This is a genomic window from Actinophytocola sp., assembly GCF_035942955.1.
GTDB lineage: Bacteria > Actinomycetota > Actinomycetes > Mycobacteriales > Pseudonocardiaceae > DASYTH01.
The window spans coordinates 1-23,280 of record NZ_DASZCQ010000284.1 but is presented as its reverse complement, the minus strand read 5'-3'; the positions used below and the strand labels follow the sequence as shown (position 1 = coordinate 23,280).

Below are 23,280 nucleotides of genomic sequence, written 5' to 3'. Positions count from 1 at the left end.
ACCTCGAAGAGGCCGAGCCCTTCCGCGGTGCGCGCCAACACGATCAGCACGTCGGCCGCGCAGCCGTCCAGCACGTAGTGGGCCGTCCCGGTCAGTCCGTCCACAGTGGACTCTACAGCGGCCTCGGCGGGATCCCAGCCGCCGCGCGGTCCGGTCCAGACCAGCGCGCCGATCGTGGTCCCGGCGGCGATGCCGGGCAGCAGTCGCGCGGCCGCCTCCTCGTCGCCGGATGCCATGATCGCCGCCGCGGCCAGCACCGCGGATCCGAGCAGCGGGCACGGCGTCAGCGCGCGCCCCAGCTCGCCGAGCACGACGGCCGCGTCGGCCAGGCTGGCGCCGAGACCCCCGTAGCGCTCCGGAATCGTGAGTCCCGCCACGCCGACCTCGGCACACAGCCGGGTCCACAGGGACCGGTCGAACCCGTCCGGGGACGCCGCGGCGGCGCGGACCGCGACGCCGCCGGACTCGCGGGACAGCAGCCGGCGCACGGTGTCCCGCAGCGCCAGCCGCTCCTCGGTGGGCACACCTGTAGATCTAACCAAACAATTGCTTGGTTGGCCAGTGTAACGCCGGGTCGGCGTCCGGCGCTGAGATACTGTCCGTTGGCTCAACGGAGGTGTTGATCATCAAGAAAGGTCAGTTGGTCGCCGGTCGCTACCGGCTGGTCGAGTCCGTGGGTAGCGGCGGCATGGGCATCGTGTGGCGCGCCGAGGACGAGCGCCTCGAACGCACGGTCGCGATCAAGCAGTTGCTGGTGCGACCGGGGCTGTCCGAGGAGCAGGCCGCGGACACCCGGCGGCGCGCCATGCGCGAGGCGCGCACCGCGGCGCGGCTGCAGCATCGCAACGCGATCGCGCTGTTCGACGTCGCCGAGCACGACGGCGACCCGTGGCTGGTGATGGAGTTCCTCCGGTCGCGCAGCCTGTCCACGGTGCTGGCCGAGCGTGGCGCGCTGCCGGCGACCGAGGTGGCCAAGATCGGCTCGCAGGTCGCCTCGGCGCTCGCCGCGGCGCACGCGGCCGGGATCGTGCACCGGGATGTCAAGCCCGGCAACGTTCTGCTCGACGACGACGGCCTGGTCAAGATCACCGACTTCGGCATCTCCCGCACCCTCGACGACGGCACGCTCACCCAGACCGGCATGCTCGCCGGCACGCCCGCGTACCTCGCGCCGGAGGTCGCCAGGGGCAAGCAGCCCGAGCGCGCCTCGGACGTGTTCTCGCTCGGCGCCACGCTCTACCACGCGGTGGAGGGCACGCCGCCGTTCGGCGCCGAGCCCAACCCGCTGGCCCTGCTGCACGCCGTCGCGTCCGGCAAGGTGCCGCCCCCGCAACGCGCCGGGATGCTCACCCCGGTCCTGATGAGCATGCTGGACGCCGATCCGGCCGCCCGCCCGACCATGTCCGAGGTCACCGAGCGCCTGTCCGCGCTGGAGACCGTCCGCCTCGACGAGCAGCGGACGATCCCGGTGCACCCGGCCCAGCCCGCCCCCACGCGCACGCTGCCGCAGCCCGAGCCGTTGCCGCCCGCGCCGGCCCGGCCGGCCCCGCCGCCATCGCCACCCGCCCGCGCCAAGCGGCCCGGTCCCCGGCCGAAGCGGATCGCTCTGATCGCCGCCCTGGTCGCGGTGTTCGCGCTGGCCGGGATCGTCACCGCGATCGTGCTCGGCTCCCGTCAGACCGCTCAGCAGGGCGCGAACCCGCCCCCGTCCAGCGAGCCGGCGACGACGTCCCCGTCGGCCGCGCCCCCGCCGACCACCTCGGTGGTGCCCGTGCAGGGCCCGATCGACTGGTCCAGCGCCGGCCAACTGGTCATCGACTACTACGGCGGCCTGGACAATCCCCAAGCCAGATGGGACATGCTGTCCGCCAACGGCCGCGCGGCCTTCGGCGACCAGCAGGCCTTCCAGCAATACTGGTCGCAGTTCAAGCAGGTCAGCTCGCGCAACGCGCGCGGCGTCACCCCGAACCCGGACGGCTCGGTCAACGTCCCGGTCGACGTCACCTACACCGGCGCCGACGGCGCAGAACGCCAGGAGCACAAGGTCCTGCGCGTGACCATCGACAACGGCCGCCTGGCCATCGACTCCGAGGCCCGGTGACCCCCGCGGGCCTCACGTTCAGGTAGCTGTGTTGGCGCGTCCGCATGCGGCGGGCGACGTAGCGGCGGATCTTGGCGGCGGTTCCGCGGTCTGCCATGCCGCACCAGCGGCGACTGCGGTTCTTGCTCTCGTCGACGAAGATGAATCGGCAACCCGCGCACGTCTTGATCCGGTCAAGCGGACCGGTGGTCGGCAAGTCGGCGGCGGCTTGCCCGACGGGCCACTCGCGGCGCTGATCCCGGTGCCGTGCCTGGTGGCCCGCGGCGCAAGGCTCAGTTGACGGCGGCGCGCCGGTTGGCGGGGGTGGTCGGGACGGCGACCTGGACAACGGTCAGCAGGTCGTCGAGGCCGGTGAAGTCGACCGGGTTGGTGGTGTAGAGCGGTAACCGGTTGGCGATGGCGACGCTGGCGATCATGAGATCGGACACCCGCCCGCGGGGCTTGCGGCCGGCGGCCAGGACGGCGGCGCACACCTGGCCGAAGGCCCGTGCGGCCTCGGCATCGAACGGCAACGGGTCGAACTCGGCCTCGGCGCGCTGCAGCGCGTCCATCCGGCGGGCCCGCTCCATGGCGTCATCGGTGTGATGCGGGCCCGCGGACAGCTCGGCGAGCGTGATCGCGCTGATCGACACGACGTCGGGCAGCCGGCGGTGGTCGATCGACCGCCGCAGGATCAGGATGTTGGTGTCCAGCAGGCCGTAGGTCTTCTTACGAGCCATACGGGTCTCGCAGCCGGTCGTCGACGAGGGCGTCCCGATCGGCGCGGAACCGGTCGGGGTCGATCAGCGGCGCGTTCGCCGACCGTGCGGCGAATTCCTCCCGGGTCACCGTGCGGCGCGGGCGCAGCGGGATCAGCTCACCGATCGGGCTGCCGCTGCGGGTGACGATGAATGCCTGGCCATGCTCAACCGCGTCCATGATCTCCCCCGATCTGCTGCGGAGGTCCCGCTGCGTGATCTCACGTGGCTCTGATGCGGGCACGCTCGTAGCGTAGCACCCGGTGCTACATAGTGCCACGCTATGGGCCGCTTCGAAGGTCGGCAAGCACACGGGCGCGGTGCACGGCGTCGGAACCCCACGCGGAGACCAGCGCGCGGACCATTGTCAGCCACCGGCTCAGGTCGTACTCCATCGTGTAGCCGATCGCGCCGTGCACCTGCAGCGCCGCCCGAGCCGCGCGGTAGGCGGCCCGCCCCGCGGCGATCTTGGCGGCGGAGACGTCGCGGCGCGTCATCGTCACCGCGGCGCCGAACACCACAGGACGGGCCAGCTCGAGTCCGACGTGGACATCCGCGAGATGGTGCTTGACGGCTTGGAACTGGCCGATCGGGCGGCCGAACTGGGTGCGCTGCTTGACGTAGGAGACGGACAGGTCCAGCATCGCCCGGCCGGCGCCGAGCAGCTGTGCCGCGCAGGCCAGCACGCCGGCGTCGAACGCCCACTCGATGGCGGCACCGGTGTCCGAGGCCAGCTCGGTGGCGGGCACCACCGCGAACAGCCGCCGGTTCGGGTCCACTGAGGACAGTGCGGGACCGGTGGGCTCGGCCAGCCGCACCGAGTCCGGGGCCACCGCGAGCACCAGGTCGGCGGTGTCGGCGTCGACCGCGTACGGCACGTGCGGCGGACACGTCATGGTGGCGACCAGATCGCCGGATGCCATGGCGGGCAACCACTTCCGGTCATCGAGGCGGGCGAGCAGGGTGGGCACCGCGGCGAGCGACTCGACCAGCGGGCCGGGTACCGCGTGGTGGCCCAACTCCTCGAACGCCACCACGAGATCGACCGGCGCGGCGCCGAGCCCGCCCCGGTCGTCCGGCACGGCAAGGGCGGTGACCCCGAGCTCGGCCAGCTCATGCCATCCGGGCGGCCGGGCGAGCGCGTCGTGCAGGCTGGCGGCGAACTGGCGCTGCTCGGCGGTGAGCGCGAACCTCATCGGTTCCCCCGTGGCAGCCCGAGCAGGCGCTCGGCCACGATGCTGCGCTGGATCTCGTTGGTGCCCGCGTAGATGGGCCCGGCCAACGCGAAGAGGTAGCCGTCGAGCCACGGGCCGGCCAGCTCCGCCCGCGGGCCGAGGAGATCAAGCGCGGTCTCGTGCAGCGCGACGTCCAGCTCGGACCAGAAGATCTTGTTGACCGATGACTCCGCGCCAAGCGATCCGCCCTCGGCGAGGCGGGTGACCGTGCCGAGGGTGTACAGCTGGTAGGCCCGCGCGGCGATCCACGAGTCGACCACCCGGTCCCGCGTCGCGGTGTCGGTCGGATCGCCGATCTCGTGCCACAGCCCGACGAGCCGGTCCGCGGCGGCCAGGAAGCGGCCGGGACTGCGCAGCGACAGCCCGCGCTCGTTGCTGGCCGTGCTCATCGCCACCCGCCAGCCGTCGTCGACCGCGCCGAGCACGTCGGCGTCGGGAACGAACGCCCCATCGAGGAAGATCTCGGCGAACCCCGGATGCCCGGACAGCTGCCGGATCGGGCGGATCGTCACGCCCGGCGCGCGCAGGTCGAACATCAGGTAGGTCAACCCGTGATGCCGTTCCGCGGCCGGATCCGTGCGGAACAACCCGTACGCGCGGTCGGCGAACGCGGCCCGGGAGCTCCAGGTCTTCTGTCCGAACAGGAGCCACCCGCCCTCGGTGCGCTCCGCCCGGCTGCGCACCGCGGCCAGGTCGCTGCCGGCCTCCGGCTCCGACCACGCCTGCGCCCAGATGTCGTCCGCGCGCGCCATCCTGGGCAGCACCCTGGCCTTCTGCTCCTCGGTGCCGTGCGCGAACAGCGTGGGGCCGAGCAGGTTGATCCCGTTGGCGCTGACCCTGGCCGGGGCGCCGGCCGCGTAGTACTCCTCCTCGAAGACCACCCACTCCAGCAGCGACGCGTCCCGCCCGCCGTACTCGCGCGGCCAGGACACCACCGACCAGCGGGCGTCGGCGAGCCGCCGCTCCCAGTCCCGGTGCGCCGCGAACCCCTCCATGCTGTCCATTGTGGGCAGTGGCTCGGCCGGAACGTTGGCGGCGAGCCAGGACCGCGCCTCGTCCCGGAAGGCGAGCGTGGCCTCGTCCAGGTCAAGATCCATCGTGGGCCTTCATCGCGCGAGCGTCCATCCCGGCCAGCGCATCGGCGCCGACCTCCGCGTTGTGTGCGTGGGCGAAGTGGTGCAGCCCGAACACCGAGTCCATTCCGGACCGCAGGCCCATCTGGTCCTCCGCCTGGTTGACCGCCCGCTTGGCCAGCGCCAGCCCGAACCTCGGCATCGCCGCGATCCGCTCGGCGATCGCGAGCGTCTCGGCCTCCAGCGCGTCGCGCGGCACCACCCGGTTGACCATGCCGAGCCGCTCGGCCCGTGCGGCGTCGAACCGGCCGCCGGTGAACAGGAACTCCTTGGCCGCGCGCGGGCCGAGCACCCACGGATGCGCGAAGTACTCCACACCGGGAATTCCCATGCGCACCACGGGATCGGCGAAGAACGCGTCTTCCGAGGCGACGATCAGGTCACAGACCCAGGCCAGCATCAGGCCGCCGGCGATGCACGCGCCCTGCACCATGGCGATGGTCGGCTTGGGAATCTCCCGCCAGCGCCGGCACATGCCGAGGTAGACCTCCATCTCCCTGGCGTAGCGCAGATCCCCGCCCTGCTTGCCGACGTGGTCCCACCACAGCACGGCCTTGCGCTCGAATGAGACGTCGACGTCGCGGCCCGGCGTGCCGATGTCGTGGCCGGCCGAGAAGTGCTTGCCGGCGCCGGCCAGCACGATCACCTTCACCTCGTCGTCGTCCACCGCGCGGACGAACGCCGCGTCCAGCGCGTAGGTCATCGCGGAGTTCTGCGCGTTGCGGTACTCCGGCCGGTTCATGGTCACCACGGCGACCGGTCCGCGCCGCTCGTAGTCGACGACACTCATGGGGCACTCCTGAGCAGCCGCTTGAGGATCTTTCCGGACGCGTTGCGGGGCAGCTCGGCGCGGAACTCGACGAGCCTCGGCACCTTGTAGTTGGCCAGCCGCTCCCGGCAGTGCGCCAGAACGTCCTCAGTGGACAGCCTGGAGCCGGGTGACGGGATGATGAACGCCTTGCCCACCTCGCCGAGCCGCTCGTCCGGCACGCCGACCACCGCCGACTCGGCCAGCCCGTCCAGCCGGGCCAGCACCTGCTCCACCTCGGCCGGGTACACGTTGAACCCGCCGCAGATGTACATGTCCTTGAGCCGGTCGGTGATCGTCAGGTAGCCGCGCTCGTCGAGCCGGCCGACGTCGCCGGTGTGCAGCCAGCCGTCGGCGTCGATGGCCTCCGCCGTCGCCTCCGGATCGTCGAGGTAGCCGAGCATCACGTTGGGCCCGCGCAGCAGGATCTCCCCGTTCCCCTCGGCGATCCGCACCTCCATGCCGTCCACCGCCCGGCCCGAGGTGCTCGCCACGGTCCGCGGGTCGTCGTCCGGCCGGCACATGGTGGCGACCACCGCCTCGGTGAGCCCGTACGCGGTGAGCACGGTGTCGAAGCTGAGCTCGGCCTGCATCCGCTCGACCAGCGCCACCGGAACGGTTGCCGCGCCGGTCACCGCGAGCCGCAGCGAGGAGAGGTCTGTCCGATCCGGACTGTCCAGCATGGTCTGGTAGATCGTGGGCGGGCCGGGCAGCACGGTGATCCGCTCCCGCTCCACCAGCCGCATGGCCCGGCCGACGTCGAAGGTGAGCTGTGGCACCAGCGTTGCCCCGCTGAGCAGGCAGGCCAGGATGCCCGCCTTGTAGCCGAAGTTGTGGAAGAACGGGTTGATCACCAGGTAGCGGTCGGCGCCGCCGAGCCGGGCACACTCGACCCAGGCCCGTGCCACGCCGAGGGACTGGCGGTGCGCGCTCATCGCGCCCTTGCTCCGACCGGTGGTGCCGGAGGTGAACAGGATGTCGCTCACGTCGCCCGGTGCGACCGCTTCGGCCCTGGCGTCCGCCGCCGCGGAGGCCTCCGGCAGGACCCAGTCGCCGTCCACCGGGATCCGGATGATCGGCAGGGCCGCGCCGAGGCCGGCGGCCTTGAGCCGCTCGAGCCGGTCGACGCCGAGGAACGGGCCGGCCACGAACAACGCCCTTGCCGCGCTGCGTTCGATCACGTCGAGCATCTCCGGGCCGGTGAACCGGGTGTTGATCGGCACCAGGGTGGCCCCGGCGTACAGCGCGCCGAGCGCGGCCTCGATCCAGTGGTGGGTGTTGGGCGCGCAGATGGCCACCCGGTCCCCGGCCCGCACTCCCTCGGTGATCAGCATGCCGGCCACCGCTCGCACCCGGTCGAGCAGCCGCCCGTAGGTCAGCCGCACGCCGGTGTGCGGGTCGGCGACGGCCTCCGCGTCGCCGAACTCGCGCGCGGCATGCATGATCGCGAGCGGGATCGTGCCGGTCATCCGGCCATGCTACCGAGCAAGTGCTTGGTAGGCTAGCCTGGCACCCGTGGGTGATGACTTCCGCGCGGAGGTGCGCGGGTGGTTGGCGGACAACCTCGTCGGTGAGTTCGCGACGCTGCGCGGGGCGGGTGGGCCGGGTCGCGAGCACGAGGCGTTCGACGAGCGGCTGGCGTGGGATCGGCGGCTGGCGGCCGCCGGGTGGACGTGTCTCGGTTGGCCGGTCGAGCACGGCGGCCGGGGCGCGAGCCTCGCGCAGCAGGTGATCTTCCACGAGGAGTACGCGCTGGCCGACGCGCCGGCGCGGGTCAACCACTTCGGCGAGGAGCTGCTCGGTCCGACGCTGATCGCGTTCGGCACGCCCGAGCAGCAGCGCCGGTTCCTGCCGAGGATCAGGGCCGTGGCTGAGCTGTGGTGCCAGGGCTACTCCGAGCCCGGCGCCGGCTCCGACCTGGCCTCGGTGTCCACCTCGGCGGTGCTCGACGGCGACGAGTGGGTGATCACCGGGCAGAAGGTGTGGACCTCGCTGGCGCACGTGGCCGACTGGTGCTTCGTGCTGGCCAGGACCGAGCCCGGCGCGCGCCGCCACGCCGGCCTGTCGTACCTGCTGGTGCCGATGGACCAGCCGGGCGTGCGGGTCCGTCCCATCGTGCAACTGACCGGAACCGCGGAGTTCAACGAGGTGTTCTTCGACGGCGCCCGCACCGCGCGCGACCTCGTCGTCGGCGAGGTGGGCGACGGCTGGCGGGTGGCGATGGGCACGCTGGCGTTCGAGCGCGGGGTGGCCACGGTGGGTCAGCAGGTCGGGTTCCGCCGCGAGCTGACCGCGCTGGTCGAGCTGGCCCGGCGCACCGGCGCGATCGACGACCCGGTGCTTCGCGAGCGGCTCACCAGGGCCCGCGTCGGGCTCGACGTCATGCGCGCCCACGCCATGCGCACCCTGGGCAGCGTCGAGCCGGGCACCGCCTCGGTCGCCAAGCTCGTCTGGGCCAACTGGCACCGCGCACTCGGCGAGCTGGCCATGCAGGTGCGCGGCGCGGCCTCGCTGACCCACGACGGCGACCTCGACCAGTGGCAGCGGCTGTTCCTGTTCAGCCGGGCCGACACGATCTACGGCGGCTCCAACGAGATCCAGCGCAACATCATCGCCGAGCGGGTGCTCGGTTTGCCGAGGGAACCCAGGGCATGAAGCTTGCGGAATGCCAGGCGAGGGAGTTGGCCCACCGCGACGAGGGCAGTGAGCGGAGCTTGCGGAGCGAACCATCCAATGCTCCTGCGGCTGCGAGGAACGAGGAGACGCAGGCTTGGCGGAGCTTGCGGAGCGAACCATCCGATGCTCCTGCGGCTGCGAGGAACGAGGAGACGCAGGCTTGGCGGAGCTTGCGGAGCGAACCATCCGATGCTCCTGCGGCTGCGAGGAACGAGGAGACGCAGGCTTGGCCGAGGAACGAGGTCTGCCCGCGGAGCGGTCCGGTGACCAGGCACCCTGAGCAACCCACGACGATGGCCAACATGCCCGAGTTGGAGAGCACAGGATGACGCTCCTGGGTGGGAAGATCGTCGTGGTCACGGCCGCGGCCGGCACCGGCATCGGATCCGCGGTCGCCGCGCGGTGCCTCGAGGAGGGCGCGTCGGTGGTGCTCAGCGACTGGCACGAGCGGCGGCTCGGCGAGACGTTCGACAAGCTCGCCGCGGAGCATCCCGGCCGGGTGCACGCGCTGGCGTGCGACGTCACCGTGGAGGATCAGGTGCGGGCGCTGATCGACGGCGCGACCGACCACTTCGGACGGATCGACGTCATGGTCAACAACGCCGGGCTCGGCGGCGACCGGTCGATCCTCGAGATGTCCGATGCGGACTGGGCGCGGGTCCTCGACGTGACGCTGAACGGCACGTTCCGGTGCACAAGGGCGGCCCTGCGCCGGATGGTGGACCAGGGCGGCGGTGGCGCGGTGGTCAACAACGCCTCGGTGGTCGGCTGGCGCGCGCAGCGGGGCCAGGCCCACTACGCCGCGGCCAAGGCCGGGGTGATGGCGCTGACCCGTTGTGCCGCAATGGATGTAGCCGCGCACGGGATCCGGGTGAACGCGGTCGCGCCGAGCCTGGCCATGCATCCGTTCCTGGCCAAGGTGAGCAGTGAGGAGCTGCTGGCCGAGCTGGCGAGCCGGGAGGCGTTCGGCCGGGCCGCCGAGCCGCGCGAGGTGGCCAACGTGATCGTGTTCCTGGCCAGCGACCTCGCCGGCTACCTCACCGGCGAGGTGATCTCCGTCAGCAGCCAACACCCATGAGAGGAGCCCATGAGTCGTCGAGACGAGCTGCTGGACCTGGCCGCGCGGCTGTTCGCCGAGCGGGGTTTCCGGGCGACCACCGTGCGCGACATCGCCGACGCCGCTGGCATCCTGTCCGGCAGCCTCTACCACCACTTCGACTCCAAGGAGTCCATGGTGGACGAGATCCTGACCCGGTTCCAGGAGGAGCTGTTCGGCCGCTACGAGGAGATCGTGGCCGAGGGCATGGGGCCGCGGGAGACCCTGGAGGCGGTCGTCGTGGCGTCGTTCGAGTCGATCGACCGGCACCACGCCGAGGTGGCGATCTACCAGAATGAGGCGAAGTACCTGGCCCAGTTCGACCGGTTCGGCTACCTCAACGAGCGCAACCGGCAGTTCCGCAAGCTGTGGGCCGGAATCCTCACCGACGGCGTGCGCGCGGGGGTGTTCCGGCCGGACCTGGACGTCGAGCTGGTGTACCGGTTCATCCGCGACACGGTGTGGGTGGCCGTGCACTGGTACCGGCCGGGCGGGGAGCTGTCCGCGGCCGAGATCGCCAAGCAGTACCTGGGAATCCTGCTGGACGGGATCGCGACCAGGAGGCGGAGGCAATGAACGAGGCCTACATCGTCGAGGCGGTGCGCACCCCGGTGGGTCGGCGCGGCGGCGGGCTGAGCAAGATCCACCCGGCCGACCTCGGCGCGCACGTGCTCGAGGCGTTGCTGGACCGGGTCGACGTCGATCCCGACGAGGTGGACGACGTGATCTTCGGGTGCGTGGACACGCTTGGCCCGCAGGCCGGCGACATCGCCCGGACCGCGTGGCTGGCCGCGGGCTTCCCGGAGGAGGTGCCCGGGGTCACCGTCGACCGGCAGTGCGGGTCCAGCCAGCAGGCGCTGCACTTCGCCGCGCAGGCCGTGCTCAGCGGGACGGCCGACCTGGTGGTGGCCGGCGGGGTGCAGAGCATGAGCCAGATCCCGATCGGGTCGGCGATGACCGTCGGCGGGCAGTTCGGGTTCACCACGCCGTTCGCCGGCTCGCGCGGGTGGGAGCACCGGTACGGTGACGAGGAGATCTCCCAGTTCCGGGCCGCCGACCTGATCGCCTGCCGGTGGGAGATCACCCGCGCCGAGATGGAGCGGTTCGCGCTGTCCAGCCACGAGCGGGCGATCGCGGCCATCGAGGCGGGCCGGTTCGACCGGGAGATCGCGCCGGTCGAGGGGGTCGACACCGACGAGGGTCCGCGTCGCGACACCAGCCTGGAAAAGATGGCCGCGCTGGCACCGCTGCGCGAAGGCGGCGCGGTGACCGCCGCCCTTGCCAGTCAGATCTCCGACGGGGCCAGCGCCGTGCTGGTCGCGTCCCCGCACGCCGTGGCGCGCCACCGGCTCACCCCGCGCGCCAGGGTGCACCACCTGTCGGCCCGCGGCGCCGATCCGATCTTCATGCTCACCGCGCCGATCCGGGCCACCCGGCACGCGATCGACCGCGCCGGAATGTCCATTTCGGACATCGACCTGTTCGAGGTGAACGAGGCGTTCGCCAGCGTGGTCCTGGCCTGGGCGAAGGAGACCGGCGCGCCGCTCGACCGGGTCAACGTCAACGGCGGCGCCATCGCCCTCGGCCACCCGATCGGCGCCACCGGCACCCGGCTGTTCACCACCCTGCTCCACGAGCTGGAGCGCACCGGCGCCCGCTACGGCCTGCAAACCATGTGCGAGGGCGGCGGCCAGGCCAACGTCACCATCGTGGAGCGGCTCGGCTGACCAGCCGCTACGGTCCGGAACGACTTAGGCTAGGGCGTCGTGTCCGCAGACGGTGAGGAGGCGTGCCATGGCGATCATGCCGGTCACGGATTCGATGTTCCTGCTCGCCGAGTCCCGCGAGCACCCGATGCACGTCGGCGGGCTGCAGCTGTTCGAGCTGCCCGACGGCGCCGGGCCCGACTACGTCAGCGAGCTGCACCGGGAGCTGGTCCGGGCGGCCGACGTCCGGCCGCTGTTCCGGCGCCGGCCGATGAACCCGGTGAGCAGCCTCGGCCAGCTCGCCTGGACCAACGACGACGATCTCGACCTGGAGTACCACGTCCGGCTGTCCGCGCTGCCCCGGCCGGGGCGGGTGCGCGAGCTGCTCGAGCTGACCTCGCGGCTGCACGGGTCCCTGCTCGACCGGCACCGCCCGCTGTGGGAGTACACGCTCATCGAGGGCCTCGAGCGCAACCGGTTCGCCACCTACAGCAAGGTGCATCACGCGCTGCTGGACGGCGTCTCGGCGCTGCGGCTGCTGCAGACCTCGCTGTCGGAGGATCCGAACGAGCGGGACATGCGGCCGATCTGGTCGCCGCGGGTGCGCACCGGCGTGTCCGCCGGACGGGTCGACGGCGACGACGGCGGCTCCCCGCTCGCGGGCCTGCGCGCCGCCGCCAACGTGGTCCGCGACCTCGCCGGGCTGGCCCCGACCGCGGTGAAGGTGATCAACGACGCGTTCCGCGAGCAGTCGTCCATGTTGGCCTTCAAGGCGCCCAAGTCGATGTTCAACGTGCCGATCACCGGGGCCCGCCGGTTCGCCGCGCAGGACTGGCCGCTCGACCGGATCAGGGCCGTGCGCAAGGCGGTGGGCGGCGGCTCCACCGTCAACGACGTCATGCTGGCGATGTGCTCGGGCGCGCTGCGCCGGTACCTGATCGAGCTGGACGCGCTGCCGGACAAGCCGCTCGTGGCCGCCATCCCGATGTCGCTGCGCGCCGACTCGACGGGCGGCGACATGAGCGGCAACGCGGTCGGCATCATCCTGTGCAACCTGGCCACCGACGTGGACGATCCGGCAGCCCGGCTCGCCGAGATCATGACCTCGATGCGCAAGGGCAAGCAGGTCTACCACGGCATGAGCCAGCTGCAGATCACCGCGCTCAGCGCGATCCCCATGGTGCCGCTGGCCCTCGCCACGATCCCGGGGGCGGTGCGGATCACCCCGCCCGCCTTCAACGTGCTGATCTCCAACGTGCCGGGCCCGCGCAACCCGCTGTACTGGAACGGCGCGCGGATGACCGGCGTGTACCCGCTGTCCATACCCTACGAGGGCCAGGCCCTGAACATCACGGTGACCAGCTACGCCGGCGACCTCGAGTTCGGCCTCACCGGCTGCCGGCGCAGCGTCCCCCATCTGCAGCGGCTGCTCACCCATCTCGACGACGCGCTTGCCGAGCTGGAGAAGGCCCTCATCGGCTGAGGGCGTCCGGCTAGGGCCGGCGGTCGAGGGTGTCGCCGGGACCGTCGTCCTGGCCGAGCACGACCGAGTCGACCACGATCACGCCGCCGTGCCGGGCCGACTCCGCACGCCGCTCGGCGATCCTGGTCACCCGGCGGGTGACGATCGCCCTGGTCGGTGGGAACAGCAGGAACAGCGCCAGCACGTCGCTGACGAAGCCGGGGATGATCACCAGCAGGCCGGCCGCCGCGATCAGCCCGCCGTCGACCATCTCGCGCTGCGGCACCCGCCGGTGCCGCACGGCCTCCTGGAACGACGCGAGCGTGCGGGCGCCCTCCCGGCGCAGCAGCCACATGCCCAGCAGCGAGGCGGCGATCAGCAACAGGATCGTGGGCAGCAGCCCGATCGCCTGGCCGACCAGGACCAGCACGGTGATCTCGACGACCATGGCGACGAACAGCAGCAGCAGAACCGGCACGTCCGTCCAACGAACGACCCGCCTGGAATGCTCCCGCGGCTATTTACATCGAGGATGTTTCACGTTTAGCTGTCGGTAGCGGTCCACTCACGGGTGCAATGGAGCACAACATGTCTCGTGGCCGACGGTTCGCCACTGCTCTGTCCATCGCCGCCCTCATCGCCGCCACGTTGCCGGGCTCCGTCGCGCCGGCCGCGGCCCAGCCGCCCCCGGCGGTGGCCGTCGCGCCGGAGGACTTCTGCCTCGGCCAGTGCGACGACATCCTGCCGCCGGGGCAGAACGGCAACGCCACGTTCGCCGAGCTGCTGGCGTTCCAGTTGCTCGGGATCCGCCCGGCGCACTCCTCGGACACCCGCGCGCCGTACGACAACCTGGTCTGGGGTTACCAGGGGCTGACCGACGAGCGGCTGGGGGAGTTCTACAACGACGCCTCCTTCGGGGTGCCGGCCGACCAGGTGGAGAGCCGGATCCAACCGCGGCCGGACGTGACGATCACCCGGGACCGGGCGACCGGGATCCCGCACATCCAGGGCACCACCCGGGCCGGCACGATGTTCGGCGCCGGCTTCGCGGCCGCACAGGACCGGCTGTTCCTGATGGACGTGCTGCGGCACGTGGCCCGCGGCGAGCTGACCCCGTTCGCCGGTGGCGCGCAGGGAAACCGGGAGTTCGAGCAGCAGCAGTGGCGGGCCGCGCCGTACACCGAGGCAGACCTGCAGGCCATGTTCGACCGCGCGGCCCGGTTCGGCCCGGTCGGGCTGACCCTGCAGGAGGACACCCGCAACTACATCGAGGGCATCAACGCCTACATCGCCAGCGTGCCGATCGCCTACCCCGGTGAGTACGTGGCCATCGGCGGGCGCACGCCGCAGCCGTGGAACGTGCGCGACGTCATCGCCATCGCCGGCCTGATCGGCGGGATCTTCGGCGGCGGCGGTGGCGGCGAGGTGGAGTCCGCGCTGGCCCTGATCGAGGCGCGGGCCCGCTACGGCGACGCCCTCGGCACCGAGATCTGGCGGACGTTCCGGGCGCAGAACGACCCCGAGGCGCCCACCACCGTACACAACGGACAGTCGTTCCCGTACCTGCAGACGCCGGACAACCCGGAGGGTCGCGCCCTGCCCGACCGCGGAAGCGTCGTCCGCCAGCCGGTCGTGGTCGACCAAAGCGGCGCGGCCGCCACCACGGGACCGGCCGACACCACGCCGAACACCACGGCCCGGAAGTCCACATCGGACAAGCAGCTGGCGCCCGGCATGCTCGACGGTGGCGTGCTCCCGCCGGGATACCTGAACCAGGGCATGTCCAACGCGCTCGTGGTGTCCGGCGCGCACACCGAGACCGGCAACCCGGTCGCCGTGTTCGGCCCGCAGGTGGGCTACTTCGCCCCGCAGATCCTGCTGCGCCAGGAGCTGCAGGGCCCGGGGATCAGCGCCCGCGGTGCGGCGTTCCCCGGGATCAGCTTCTACGTGCTGCTCGGCCGGGGCGCCGACTACTCGTGGAGCGCGACCTCGGCCACCCAGGACCTGACCGACAGCTACGCCGTCGAGCTGTGCGAGCCGGGTGGCGGCACCCCGACGAGGGACTCGATGCACTACCGGTTCCGCGGCCAGTGCCTGCCCATCGAGGTACTGTCCAAACGCAACTCGTGGACGCCGAACCTGGCCGATCCCACGCCGGCCGGCTCGTACACCCTGGTGGCACAGCGCACCAAGCTCGGCCTGGTCACCCACCGCGGCACCGTCGGGGGCGTGCCGGTCGCCTTCACCAACCTGCGCTCCACCTACCTGCGCGAGGGCGACTCCGCCCTGGGCTTCCAGCAGCTCAACGACCCCGGGCGGGTGAGCTCGCCACAGACCTTCTTCGACGCCGCCAGCAAGATCGGGTTCGCGTTCAACTGGTTCTATGTGGACAGCCAGCACGACGCGTACTTCAACTCCGGCGACAACCCGGTGCGTGCGGCCGGCGCCGACCCGCACCTGCCGACCAGGGCCGAGCAGCGGTTCGAGTGGGCCGGCTGGAACCCGGACACCAACGACGCCACCTACATCCCGTTCGCCCAGCACCCCCAGGTGATCGACCAGGACTACCTGACCAGCTGGAACAACAAGCAGGCCCCCGGCTACAGCGCGGCCGACGGCAACTACAGCTTCTCCGCCGTGCACCGCAGCCAACCGCTGGACTCCCGGATCGCCCCGGTGATCGCCCGCGGCGGCAAGTTCACCCGCGCCTCGCTGACCAGCGCCATGGAGGACGCGGCCACCGTGGACCTGCGCGGGGAGCAGGTGCTTCCGTTGCTGCTGCGGGTGCTCGGCAGCGCGCCGGTCACCGATCCGGCGCTGCAGCAGGCGATCGCCGCGCTCACGTCCTGGCAGCAGGCCGGGTCCCACCGCCGCTCGCCCGCCCCCGGCGTCAACCGCTACGACCACTCCGACGCCATCCGGATCATGGATGCCTGGTGGCCGCGCCTGGTCGCCGCCGAGTTCCAGCCCGGCCTGGGCCCCGGCCTGTTCGGCGCGCTCAACGCCGTGCTACCGCTGCACGACCCGCCCGGCCACCGCGGCTCGGCTTTCCAGTCCGGCTGGTACGGCTACGTGCACAAGGATTTGCGCCACGTGCTCGGCGACCCGGTGGCCGGTGGCTTCCCGACCCCCTTCTGCGGCAACGGAAACCTGTCCGCCTGCCGCACGGCCCTGCTCGACGCCCTGCGCCAGGCGATCGCCGTCCCGGCCGCCGAGGTGTACCCGGCCGACGCCGACTGCGCCGCCGGCGACCAGTTCTGCCACGACGCGATCATTCACCAGCCGATCGGCGGCATCACCCAGGACCGGATGCACTGGGTCAACCGCCCGACCTTCCAGCAGGTCGTCCAGTTCCCGGCACGCCGCGGCCAGGACGTCACCAACCTCGCCCTCGGCCGCACCGCCACGGCCAGCAGCACCGAGTCCGGCCTGTTCTACTCCCTCCCACCGCGCAACGCCGTCGACGGCAACCCCGCCACCCGCTGGGGCAGCAGGTGGAGCGACCCCCAGTCGATCACCGTCGACCTCGGCTCGGACCGATCCGTCGGCCGCGTCATCCTCCGCTGGGAGGTCGCATACGGCCGCGCCTACCAAATCGAGGTATCCCCCGACGGCTCCACCTGGCGCACGGTGTTCAGCACCACCACCGGCAACGGGGCCGAAGACAACATCTCCTTCACCCCGACCCAGGCCCGCTTCGTCCGCATGACCGGCACCCAGCGCGCCACCCGCTACGGCTACTCCCTGTGGGAGTTCGAGATCTACCCCCGCTAACCCCTCACCCGCGTGTTTGCCGCTCACGTCGCCGTGTTGGCGTCGTGCGCGGCCAACACACCGACGCCACGCGCCAACACGCCCAACGGGTGGCGGTCTGCTGGGTGTGAAAATTCACCTTTCCAATTGGTCCAATCGGGTGATGGACTTGACCGTATTGAGTGATTGACGCGAAATTCATCCACGGCTAAGTGGACTTCACTCGATCTATTTCGAGGCGTGGTCACCCACTCAGGGGACTGTCTCGTTTCGGACAACGGTGCTAGATTTGCTGCTGCCCACGGCGAGTGACCCAACTGCCGCTGATTTTATCGTGAACGAATGGCGGGTGCGCATTGTGACGGCAACGGAATCGGTCGCGACTGGTTTCCCTGTCAACGGTGACAAACCACAATTGAGCCTGAGTACCGAGGCTGCGCGCAATTTGGCGACCACCACCAAATCCGTGCCGCAGATGCAGGGTATTACCTCGCGGTGGCTGCTGCGCATCCTGCCGTGGGTGCAGGCGTCCGGCGGAGTGTACCGGGTGAACCGCCGGCTGACCTACACCGTTGGCGACGGGCGGGTGACCTTCACCGGCACCGGCGAGGACCTTCGTATTGTGCCGCAAGAGTTGCGGGAGTTCGCCTTCCTGCGCGGGTTCGAGGACGAGGACGTGCTCACGGCGCTGGCCGAGCGGTTCGAGCGGCACGAGTTCGAGCCGGGCCAGGTGATCGCGGAGGAGGGGCAACCCGCGGACCGCATTTATGTGATCGCGCACGGAAAGGTGACCCAGATCGGGACCGGGCCCTACGGCGAACAGTCCACATTGGGCGTTCTCGCGGACGGGGAGCGGTTCGGCGACAGCGCGGTCATCGAATCCCAGGATACCTGGGACTGCACCGCGAAAGCGGCCACGGCGTGCACCATTATGTCGCTGCCGCAGAGCGCTTTCGAGGAAGTGGCCGGCCAGTCGGCCGAGCTGCGGGCGCATATCGAGCAATTCCTGGCCAACGTGCATCAGCCGCAGAACCCGTACGGCGAGGCGGCCATCGAGCTCGCCGCCGGCCACACCGGTGAACCGGACCTGCCGACCACGTACGTTGACTACGAGCTGGCGCCCCGCGAGTACGAGCTGAGCGTCGCGCAAACCGTGCTGCGGGTGCACAGCCGGGTCGCCGACCTGTTCAACGAGCCGATGAACCAGGTGGAGCAGCAGCTCCGGTTGACCATCGAGGCGCTGCGCGAGCGGCAGGAGCACGAGCTGGTCAACAACCGCGAGTTCGGGCTGCTGTACAACTGCGACAACCGGCAGCGCATCCACACCCGCACCGGGCCGCCCACCCCGGACGATCTCGACGACCTCCTTGCCCTGGTGTGGAAGGAGCCCGGCTACTTCCTCGCCCATCCCCGGGTGATCGCCGCGTTCGGCCACGAGTGCAACCGCCGCGGGCTCTACCCGACCGGGGTGGAGCTCAACGGCCACCGGGTGCCCGCCTGGCGCGGCATTCCGATCCTGCCCTGCAACAAGATCGGCATCAGCGACACCCGTACCAGCTCCATCATGTTGCTGCGCGTTGGCGAGCAGAGCCAGGGCGTGATCGGCCTGCACCAGACCGGCATCCCGGACGAGTACGAGCCGGGGCTCAACGTCCGGTTCATGGACGTCAACGACAAGGGGATCATCTCCTACCTGGTCAGCGCCTACTACTCGGCCGCGGTGCTGGTCCCGGACGCGCTCGGCATCCTCGAGGACGTCCAAATAGGACTTGAGGGCTAGACCGGAGGGGTCGAGCATGCAACCCTTTGAGCTGCCCGAGTTCTACCTGCCCCAGCCGGCCCGGCTGAACCCGAACGTCGACCGGGCGCGGGAGCACACCAAGGAATGGGCCAGGCAGCTCGGCATGCTCGACCCGGCCGAGGCGCCGTGGGACGAGCGCGGGTTCGGCACCATGGACTACGCGCTGCTGACGTCCTACACCCATCCCGACGCCGCCGGCCCCGAGCTGGACCTGCTGACCGACTGGTATGTCTGGGCGTTCTACTTCGACGACGACTTCCTTGAGCGCTACAAGCGAACCGGCGATCCGGCCGGAGCCCGGACGTACGTCGACGGGCTCGCCGCGTTCATGCCGACGGACCTCGAGACCGAGTTGCCGCGGCCCACCAACCCGGTGCAGCGCGGCCTCGCCGATCTGTGGTTCCGCACCGTGCCGGCGATGTCGGCCGGCTGGCGGCACCGGTTCGCCGAGACGACCCGCAACATGCTCGGCGCCTGCCTGTGGGAGCTGGGCAACATCACCGAGCGGGTGGTGCCCAACCCGATCGACTACATCGCCGTGCGCCGCAAGGTCGGCGGCGCGCCGTGGTCGGCGGCGCTGGTCGAGCGCGCCGTGGGCGCCGAGATCCCCGCGCGGCTCGCCGGCGCCCGGCCGGTCCGGGTGCTGCGGGACGCGTTCGCCGACGCGGTGCACCTGCGCAACGACATCTTCTCCTACCAGCGGGAGACCGAGTCCGAGGGCGAGATCAACAACGCCGTCCTGGTGATCGAGCAGTTCTTCGGCTACGAGCCGCAGCAGGCCGCCTACCTGGTCAACGACATCATCACCGCCCGGCTGCGGCAGTTCGAGCACGCCGCGACCACGGTGCTCGGTGACTACGGCCTCGCCCCGACCGTCCGGGCGGACGCGCAGAGGTACGTCGACGGGCTGCGGGACTGGCAGGCCGGCGGGCACGAGTGGCACCTGCGGTCCAGCCGGTACATGAACACCGGCCGCCGCGCGCCGGCCTGGCCGCCGCGCTCCGGACCGGTCGGCATGGGCACGACGGCGGCGCGGATCGGCTCGCTGCTCGGCCGGCCGGGCGCCGGCCTGCTGCCGGCGTCGAAAGCCTTGGGGCGGCCGGAGTTCTACATGCCGTTCGCCTCGCGGTCCAACCCGCGGCTGGACGCCACCCGGGCGCACGCCACCGCCTGGGCCAGGTCCGTGGGCATGCTGGACGGCACGGTGTGGGCGGAAACCTGGTTCGAGGCAATGGATTTCGCACTGCTGGCCGCGCTGACCCGGCCGGACGCGCCGGGGCCGGTGCTGGAGCTGGTCAACGACTGGCACGTCTGGGCCGCCTTCGTCGACGACCTGGTCCTCGCGATGTTCGAGCAGGCCGCCGATCCCGCCGACGCCAAGGCCTTCCTCGACCGGTTGCTGACCTTCGCGCCGGAGAACCCCGCGGCGATGCCCGTCCCGGACAACCCGGCCGAGCGCGGCCTGGCCGACGTCTGGTCGCGGATCAGCCCGAACCTGAGCGCGGATCTCCGCCCGCGGCTACGCGACCAGCTGCGCGAGTTCGCCGACCACCGGCTCTGGAGGCTCACCAACATCATCCAGAACCGGCTGCCCGATCCCGTCGACTACGTGGAGACCCGCCGCGCGGCGGCCTCGTTCGCTCCGACCATGGCCGGGTACGCCCTCGGCCGGCAGGTGCCGGCGGAGATCCTCGACGCCCCGCCCATGCGGGCCCTGGCCGACACGTTCCGCGACGTCGGCCCACTGCGTGCCGACATCTTCCGCTACGACAAGGAGATCGGCCGGGACCGCGGCATCAACAACGGCGTGCTCGTCGTGCAGCGGTTCCTCGGCTGCGGTCTGGACGAGGCCGTCAAGGTGATCAACGAGCTGGTCACCGGGCGGCTGAGCCGGTTCGAGCGCATCGTCGCCACCGAGCTGCCGGCGCTGTTCGACGAGCTGGGCCTCGACCAGGCCGCCCGGCACCGGGTTCTCGGCTACGTCGAGGGGCTGCAGGACTGGATGGCCGGAGAGCTGCAGTGGTCCCAGGTGACCGGACGGTACCGGGCCGCGCCGAGCACCCCGCAGGTCCTCGGCCGGCTCACCCGGCTCGGTAGCGCCGCTCCGGTCCGGATCGCGCTGAGTTCACCCGCCCACCATTCCCCCACCGCGTCTGTGAGTCAGCTCCCCGCCTATCCGCCGACCACGACGCCGAGATGACCACCGACCGGACCGCCCTGAGCACCGCCGCCGCGCGGAACCTGGCCACCACCACCAAGTCCGAGCCGCAGATGCGGGGCAGCACGCCGCGCTGGCTGCTGCAGGCCCTGCCCTGGGTGGAGGTGCCCGGCGGCACCTACCGGGTGAACCGCAGGCGGGTCCACGTCCCCGGCGACGGCCGGATCGCGTTCACCCGCGTTGGCGCCGACTTCCGTGTCGTGCCAAGGGAGTTGACCGGACTGCCGGCGCTGCGGGGCTTCGGCGACGAGGAGGTGCTCGCCGCGCTGGCCGACCGGTTCCAGGCGCGGGAGTTCCGGGCCGGCGAGGTGATCGTCGAGTTCGGCAACCCGACCGACCGGCTCTTCCTTGTGGCACACGGCAAGCTGAGCAAGGTCGGCACCGGGCGGTACGGTGACCCGACCGTGCTCGGCGTCCTGGCCGACGGCGACTACTTCGGCGACTCGGCGCTGGCGCGTCCGGACGGCATCTGGGAGTTCACCGTCCGGGCCCGCACCGCGGGCGCCCTGCTGTCGTTGCCACGGCGGGCAATCGAGGAGGTGGCCGAGCGATCCGCTGAGCTGCGGGCACACCTCGAGCGGGCGCTGGCCCGATCGCGCCGGCCGCACAACAAGCACGGCGAGGCGGCGATCGAGCTGGCCGCAGGGCACGCCGGCGAGCCGGACCTGCCGGCCACGTTCGTCGACTACGACCCGGCGCCCCGCGAGTACGAGCTGAGCGTCGCGCAAACCGTGCTGCGCGTGCACACCCGGGTGTCCGATCTGTACAACCGGCCGATGAGCCAGCTCGACCAGCAGCTCCGGCTGACCGTCGAGGCGCTGCGCGAGCGGCAGGAGCACGAGCTGGTCAACAACCCCGCGTTCGGGCTGCTGCCCAATGCCGATCCCCGGCAGCGGATCTCCACCCGGTCCGGTCCGCCCACGCCGGACGATCTTGACGAGCTGCTGTCCCGGCGGCGCAAGTCCCGGCTGTTCCTCGCGCACCCGCGCACGATCGCCGCGTTCAGCCGGGAATGCACCCGGCGCGGCGTCTACCCCGACGCCGTCGAGCGCGACGGCGCCCGGCTGACCACCTGGCGCGGGGTGCCCATCCTGCCGTGCGACAAGATCCCGGTGAGCCACACCCGGACCAGCTCCATCCTCGTGCTGCGCACCGGGGTGGAGGACGAGGGGGTGATCGGGCTGCGCCAGACCGGCATTCCGGACGAGTACGAGCCGGGGCTTTCCGTGCGGTTCACCGGCGCCGACGCCAAGGGAATCGCCTCCTACCTGGCCAGCGCCTACTACTCGATCGCCGTGCTCGTGCCGGACGCGCTCGGGGTTCTCGAAAACGTCGAGATCGGTCGGTGAGAGGGGCGACAATGGCCGGGACGAAGGAGACTGCCATGGCCCGGCCGGCGCACGAGGTGCTCGCGTGGAGCCGCAGCCTGGTCGATCCGGCCCTGCGCAAGGCGGTCGACACGATGCCGGGGCCGATGCGGCACGTCGCCGGCTACCACTTCGGTTGGTGGGACGAGCATGGCGACCCGACGTCCGGCGACGCCGGCAAGGCGTTCCGGCCGGCGCTGACCCTGCTGGCCGGGCGGGCGGTGGGCGGCGATCCGGATGCGACGCTGCCGGCGGCCGTGGCGACCGAGCTGGTGCACAACTTCTCGCTGGTGCACGACGACGTGATGGACGGCGACCTCACCCGCCGGCACCGCCGTACCGTGTGGAGCGTGTTCGGCCGCCGCATCGCGATCCTGGCCGGCGACGCCCTGCTGACCCTGGCGTTCGACGTGCTTGCCGCCGGCGGAAACCGGTTCGTCCAATCCGGACAGCGGCTGCTGGCGTCGACCGTGCTCGAGCTGTTGCGGGGCCAGTACGAGGATCTGGACTTCGAGCGGCGCGACGACGTCACGCTGGTCGAGTGCCAGCACATGGCGGCCGGCAAGACCGGCGCGCTGCTCGGCTGCGCCTGCGCGCTCGGCGGGCTGTTCGGCGGCGGTGACGAGGAGCAGGTCAACCGGTTGCGCGGGTTCGGCGAGCGGCTCGGCCTGGCCTTCCAGCACCACGACGACCTGCTCGGCATCTGGGGTGATCCACAGCTCACCGGCAAGCCGGTGCACTCGGATCTGGCCAACCGCAAGAAGAGCCTGCCCGTCGTGGCCGCGCTGACCTCCGACTCCGAGGCCGGTCGCGCGCTGTCCGAGCTGTACCACCGGCCGTCCCGGCTGTCGACCGGCGAGCTGGTGCACGCCGCCGAGCTCGTCGAGCTGGCCGGCGGCCGGGCCTGGAGCCAGGCCCAGACCGAGTACCTGCGCACCCAGGCCGTGCGCCGGCTGCGGTCCGCCACGCTGGCCGCGAGCGCCGCCGCCGAGCTGGAGGCCCTCGCCCGGCTCGCCACCCGGCGGGACAACTAGCAGTATTCGATAGCTCGGGCTGTGTTTTCTAGCTCGGGCAAGGCTGTGTTTTCTAGCTCGGGCAAGGCCGCCGGTCGCCTTCGGCGCCGGCCTCGGGTCGGGTTGCGTGGTGGGTTGCGGGCCGGGGTGGGGGGTTGGGTGTCGTGGGTGGTT

Annotated in this window: 20 protein-coding genes; 11 read left to right on the top strand and 9 right to left on the bottom strand. The window is 71.5% G+C overall.

From position 1 onward, the window contains the following. Positions 1-524 (bottom strand): acyl-CoA dehydrogenase family protein (locus VGX25_RS28815; protein WP_326921071.1); only part of this gene is annotated, 524 nt, incomplete at its 3' end. A gap of 95 nt (positions 525-619) precedes the next feature. On the opposite strand from VGX25_RS28815, the gene VGX25_RS28810 reads away from it, so the two are divergent. Then, the gene (locus VGX25_RS28810; protein ID WP_326921070.1) at positions 620-2,101 is read left to right on the top strand and encodes a serine/threonine-protein kinase; all 1,482 of its coding nucleotides are present in this window, start codon (positions 620-622) and stop codon (positions 2,099-2,101) included. Here VGX25_RS28810 and VGX25_RS35835 read toward each other — a convergent pair. The 7 genes from VGX25_RS35835 to VGX25_RS28780 all read right to left on the bottom strand — a co-directional run bounded on the left by VGX25_RS35835 (position 2,001) and on the right by VGX25_RS28780 (position 7,483). Next, positions 2,001-2,297: a CGNR zinc finger domain-containing protein gene (locus VGX25_RS35835; RefSeq protein ID WP_414636011.1), complete on the bottom strand. Its 297-nt coding sequence runs from the start codon at positions 2,295-2,297 to the stop codon at positions 2,001-2,003. The two genes, VGX25_RS28810 and VGX25_RS35835, sit on opposite strands and share 101 nt — an antisense overlap. 76 nt (positions 2,298-2,373) lie before the next feature. After that, complete coding sequence (locus VGX25_RS28805) at positions 2,374-2,820, bottom strand: type II toxin-antitoxin system VapC family toxin (protein ID WP_326921069.1); 447 nt, start codon at positions 2,818-2,820, stop codon at positions 2,374-2,376. Further along, entirely contained in the window at positions 2,810-3,082 is a 273-nt protein-coding gene (locus VGX25_RS28800; protein WP_326921068.1) for a type II toxin-antitoxin system prevent-host-death family antitoxin, read from the bottom strand. The genes VGX25_RS28805 and VGX25_RS28800 overlap by 11 nt, the downstream gene beginning before the upstream one ends. Before the next feature lie 37 nt (positions 3,083-3,119). Beyond that, a complete protein-coding gene (locus VGX25_RS28795; protein ID WP_326921067.1) occupies positions 3,120-4,034 on the bottom strand; it encodes an acyl-CoA dehydrogenase family protein in 915 nt (304 codons plus the stop codon). Next, on the bottom strand, positions 4,031-5,170 hold the full coding sequence (locus tag VGX25_RS28790) for an acyl-CoA dehydrogenase family protein (RefSeq protein ID WP_326921066.1): 1,140 nt from the start codon (positions 5,168-5,170) through the stop codon (positions 4,031-4,033). The genes VGX25_RS28795 and VGX25_RS28790 overlap by 4 nt, the downstream gene beginning before the upstream one ends. Further along, on the bottom strand, positions 5,160-5,996 hold the full coding sequence (locus VGX25_RS28785) for an enoyl-CoA hydratase (protein ID WP_326921065.1): 837 nt from the start codon (positions 5,994-5,996) through the stop codon (positions 5,160-5,162). The genes VGX25_RS28790 and VGX25_RS28785 overlap by 11 nt, the downstream gene beginning before the upstream one ends. Beyond that, positions 5,993-7,483, bottom strand: coding sequence for a FadD3 family acyl-CoA ligase (locus VGX25_RS28780; RefSeq protein WP_326921064.1), 1,491 nt, complete (start codon positions 7,481-7,483; stop codon positions 5,993-5,995). The genes VGX25_RS28785 and VGX25_RS28780 overlap by 4 nt, the downstream gene beginning before the upstream one ends. 46 nt (positions 7,484-7,529) lie before the next feature. Between VGX25_RS28780 and VGX25_RS28775 the strand changes: the two genes are divergently transcribed. From VGX25_RS28775 to VGX25_RS28755, 5 genes are all read left to right on the top strand, one after another. Beyond that, positions 7,530-8,669, top strand: a complete 1,140-nt coding sequence (locus tag VGX25_RS28775) for an acyl-CoA dehydrogenase family protein (protein WP_326921063.1) — start codon at positions 7,530-7,532, stop codon at positions 8,667-8,669. Positions 8,670-9,015: 346 nt separating this feature from the next. Beyond that, positions 9,016-9,768, top strand: a complete 753-nt coding sequence (locus tag VGX25_RS28770; RefSeq protein ID WP_326921062.1) for an SDR family oxidoreductase — start codon at positions 9,016-9,018, stop codon at positions 9,766-9,768. Positions 9,769-9,777: 9 nt separating this feature from the next. Further along, positions 9,778-10,362, top strand: a complete 585-nt coding sequence (locus VGX25_RS28765) for a TetR/AcrR family transcriptional regulator (protein ID WP_326921061.1) — start codon at positions 9,778-9,780, stop codon at positions 10,360-10,362. After that, entirely contained in the window at positions 10,359-11,513 is a 1,155-nt protein-coding gene (locus VGX25_RS28760; protein ID WP_326921060.1) for an acetyl-CoA C-acetyltransferase, read from the top strand. The genes VGX25_RS28765 and VGX25_RS28760 overlap by 4 nt, the downstream gene beginning before the upstream one ends. Positions 11,514-11,580: 67 nt before the next feature. Next, positions 11,581-12,975: a wax ester/triacylglycerol synthase family O-acyltransferase gene (locus tag VGX25_RS28755; RefSeq protein ID WP_326921059.1), complete on the top strand. Its 1,395-nt coding sequence runs from the start codon at positions 11,581-11,583 to the stop codon at positions 12,973-12,975. Between the two features lie 10 nt (positions 12,976-12,985). Here the strand turns inward: VGX25_RS28755 and VGX25_RS28750 are convergent, their stop codons facing one another. Further along, positions 12,986-13,432, bottom strand: coding sequence for an FxsA family protein (locus tag VGX25_RS28750; RefSeq protein WP_326921058.1), 447 nt, complete (start codon positions 13,430-13,432; stop codon positions 12,986-12,988). A 110-nt stretch (positions 13,433-13,542) separates the two neighbouring features. Here VGX25_RS28750 and VGX25_RS28745 point away from each other — a divergent pair, with 110 nt between their 5' ends. The 5 genes from VGX25_RS28745 to VGX25_RS28725 all read left to right on the top strand — a co-directional run bounded on the left by VGX25_RS28745 (position 13,543) and on the right by VGX25_RS28725 (position 23,127). Beyond that, positions 13,543-16,728, top strand: coding sequence for a penicillin acylase family protein (locus VGX25_RS28745; protein WP_326921057.1), 3,186 nt, complete (start codon positions 13,543-13,545; stop codon positions 16,726-16,728). Between the two features lie 337 nt (positions 16,729-17,065). Beyond that, entirely contained in the window at positions 17,066-18,487 is a 1,422-nt protein-coding gene (locus VGX25_RS28740) for a family 2B encapsulin nanocompartment shell protein (RefSeq protein WP_326921056.1), read from the top strand. A gap of 16 nt (positions 18,488-18,503) precedes the next feature. Beyond that, complete coding sequence (locus tag VGX25_RS28735; protein WP_326921055.1) at positions 18,504-20,708, top strand: terpene synthase family protein; 2,205 nt, start codon at positions 18,504-18,506, stop codon at positions 20,706-20,708. Beyond that, entirely contained in the window at positions 20,705-22,075 is a 1,371-nt protein-coding gene (locus tag VGX25_RS28730; RefSeq protein ID WP_326921054.1) for a family 2B encapsulin nanocompartment shell protein, read from the top strand. Before VGX25_RS28735 ends, VGX25_RS28730 begins: the two co-directional genes overlap by 4 nt. A gap of 35 nt (positions 22,076-22,110) precedes the next feature. Next, positions 22,111-23,127, top strand: coding sequence for a family 2 encapsulin nanocompartment cargo protein polyprenyl transferase (locus VGX25_RS28725; RefSeq protein ID WP_326921053.1), 1,017 nt, complete (start codon positions 22,111-22,113; stop codon positions 23,125-23,127). Positions 23,128-23,280 lie beyond the last annotated feature (153 nt).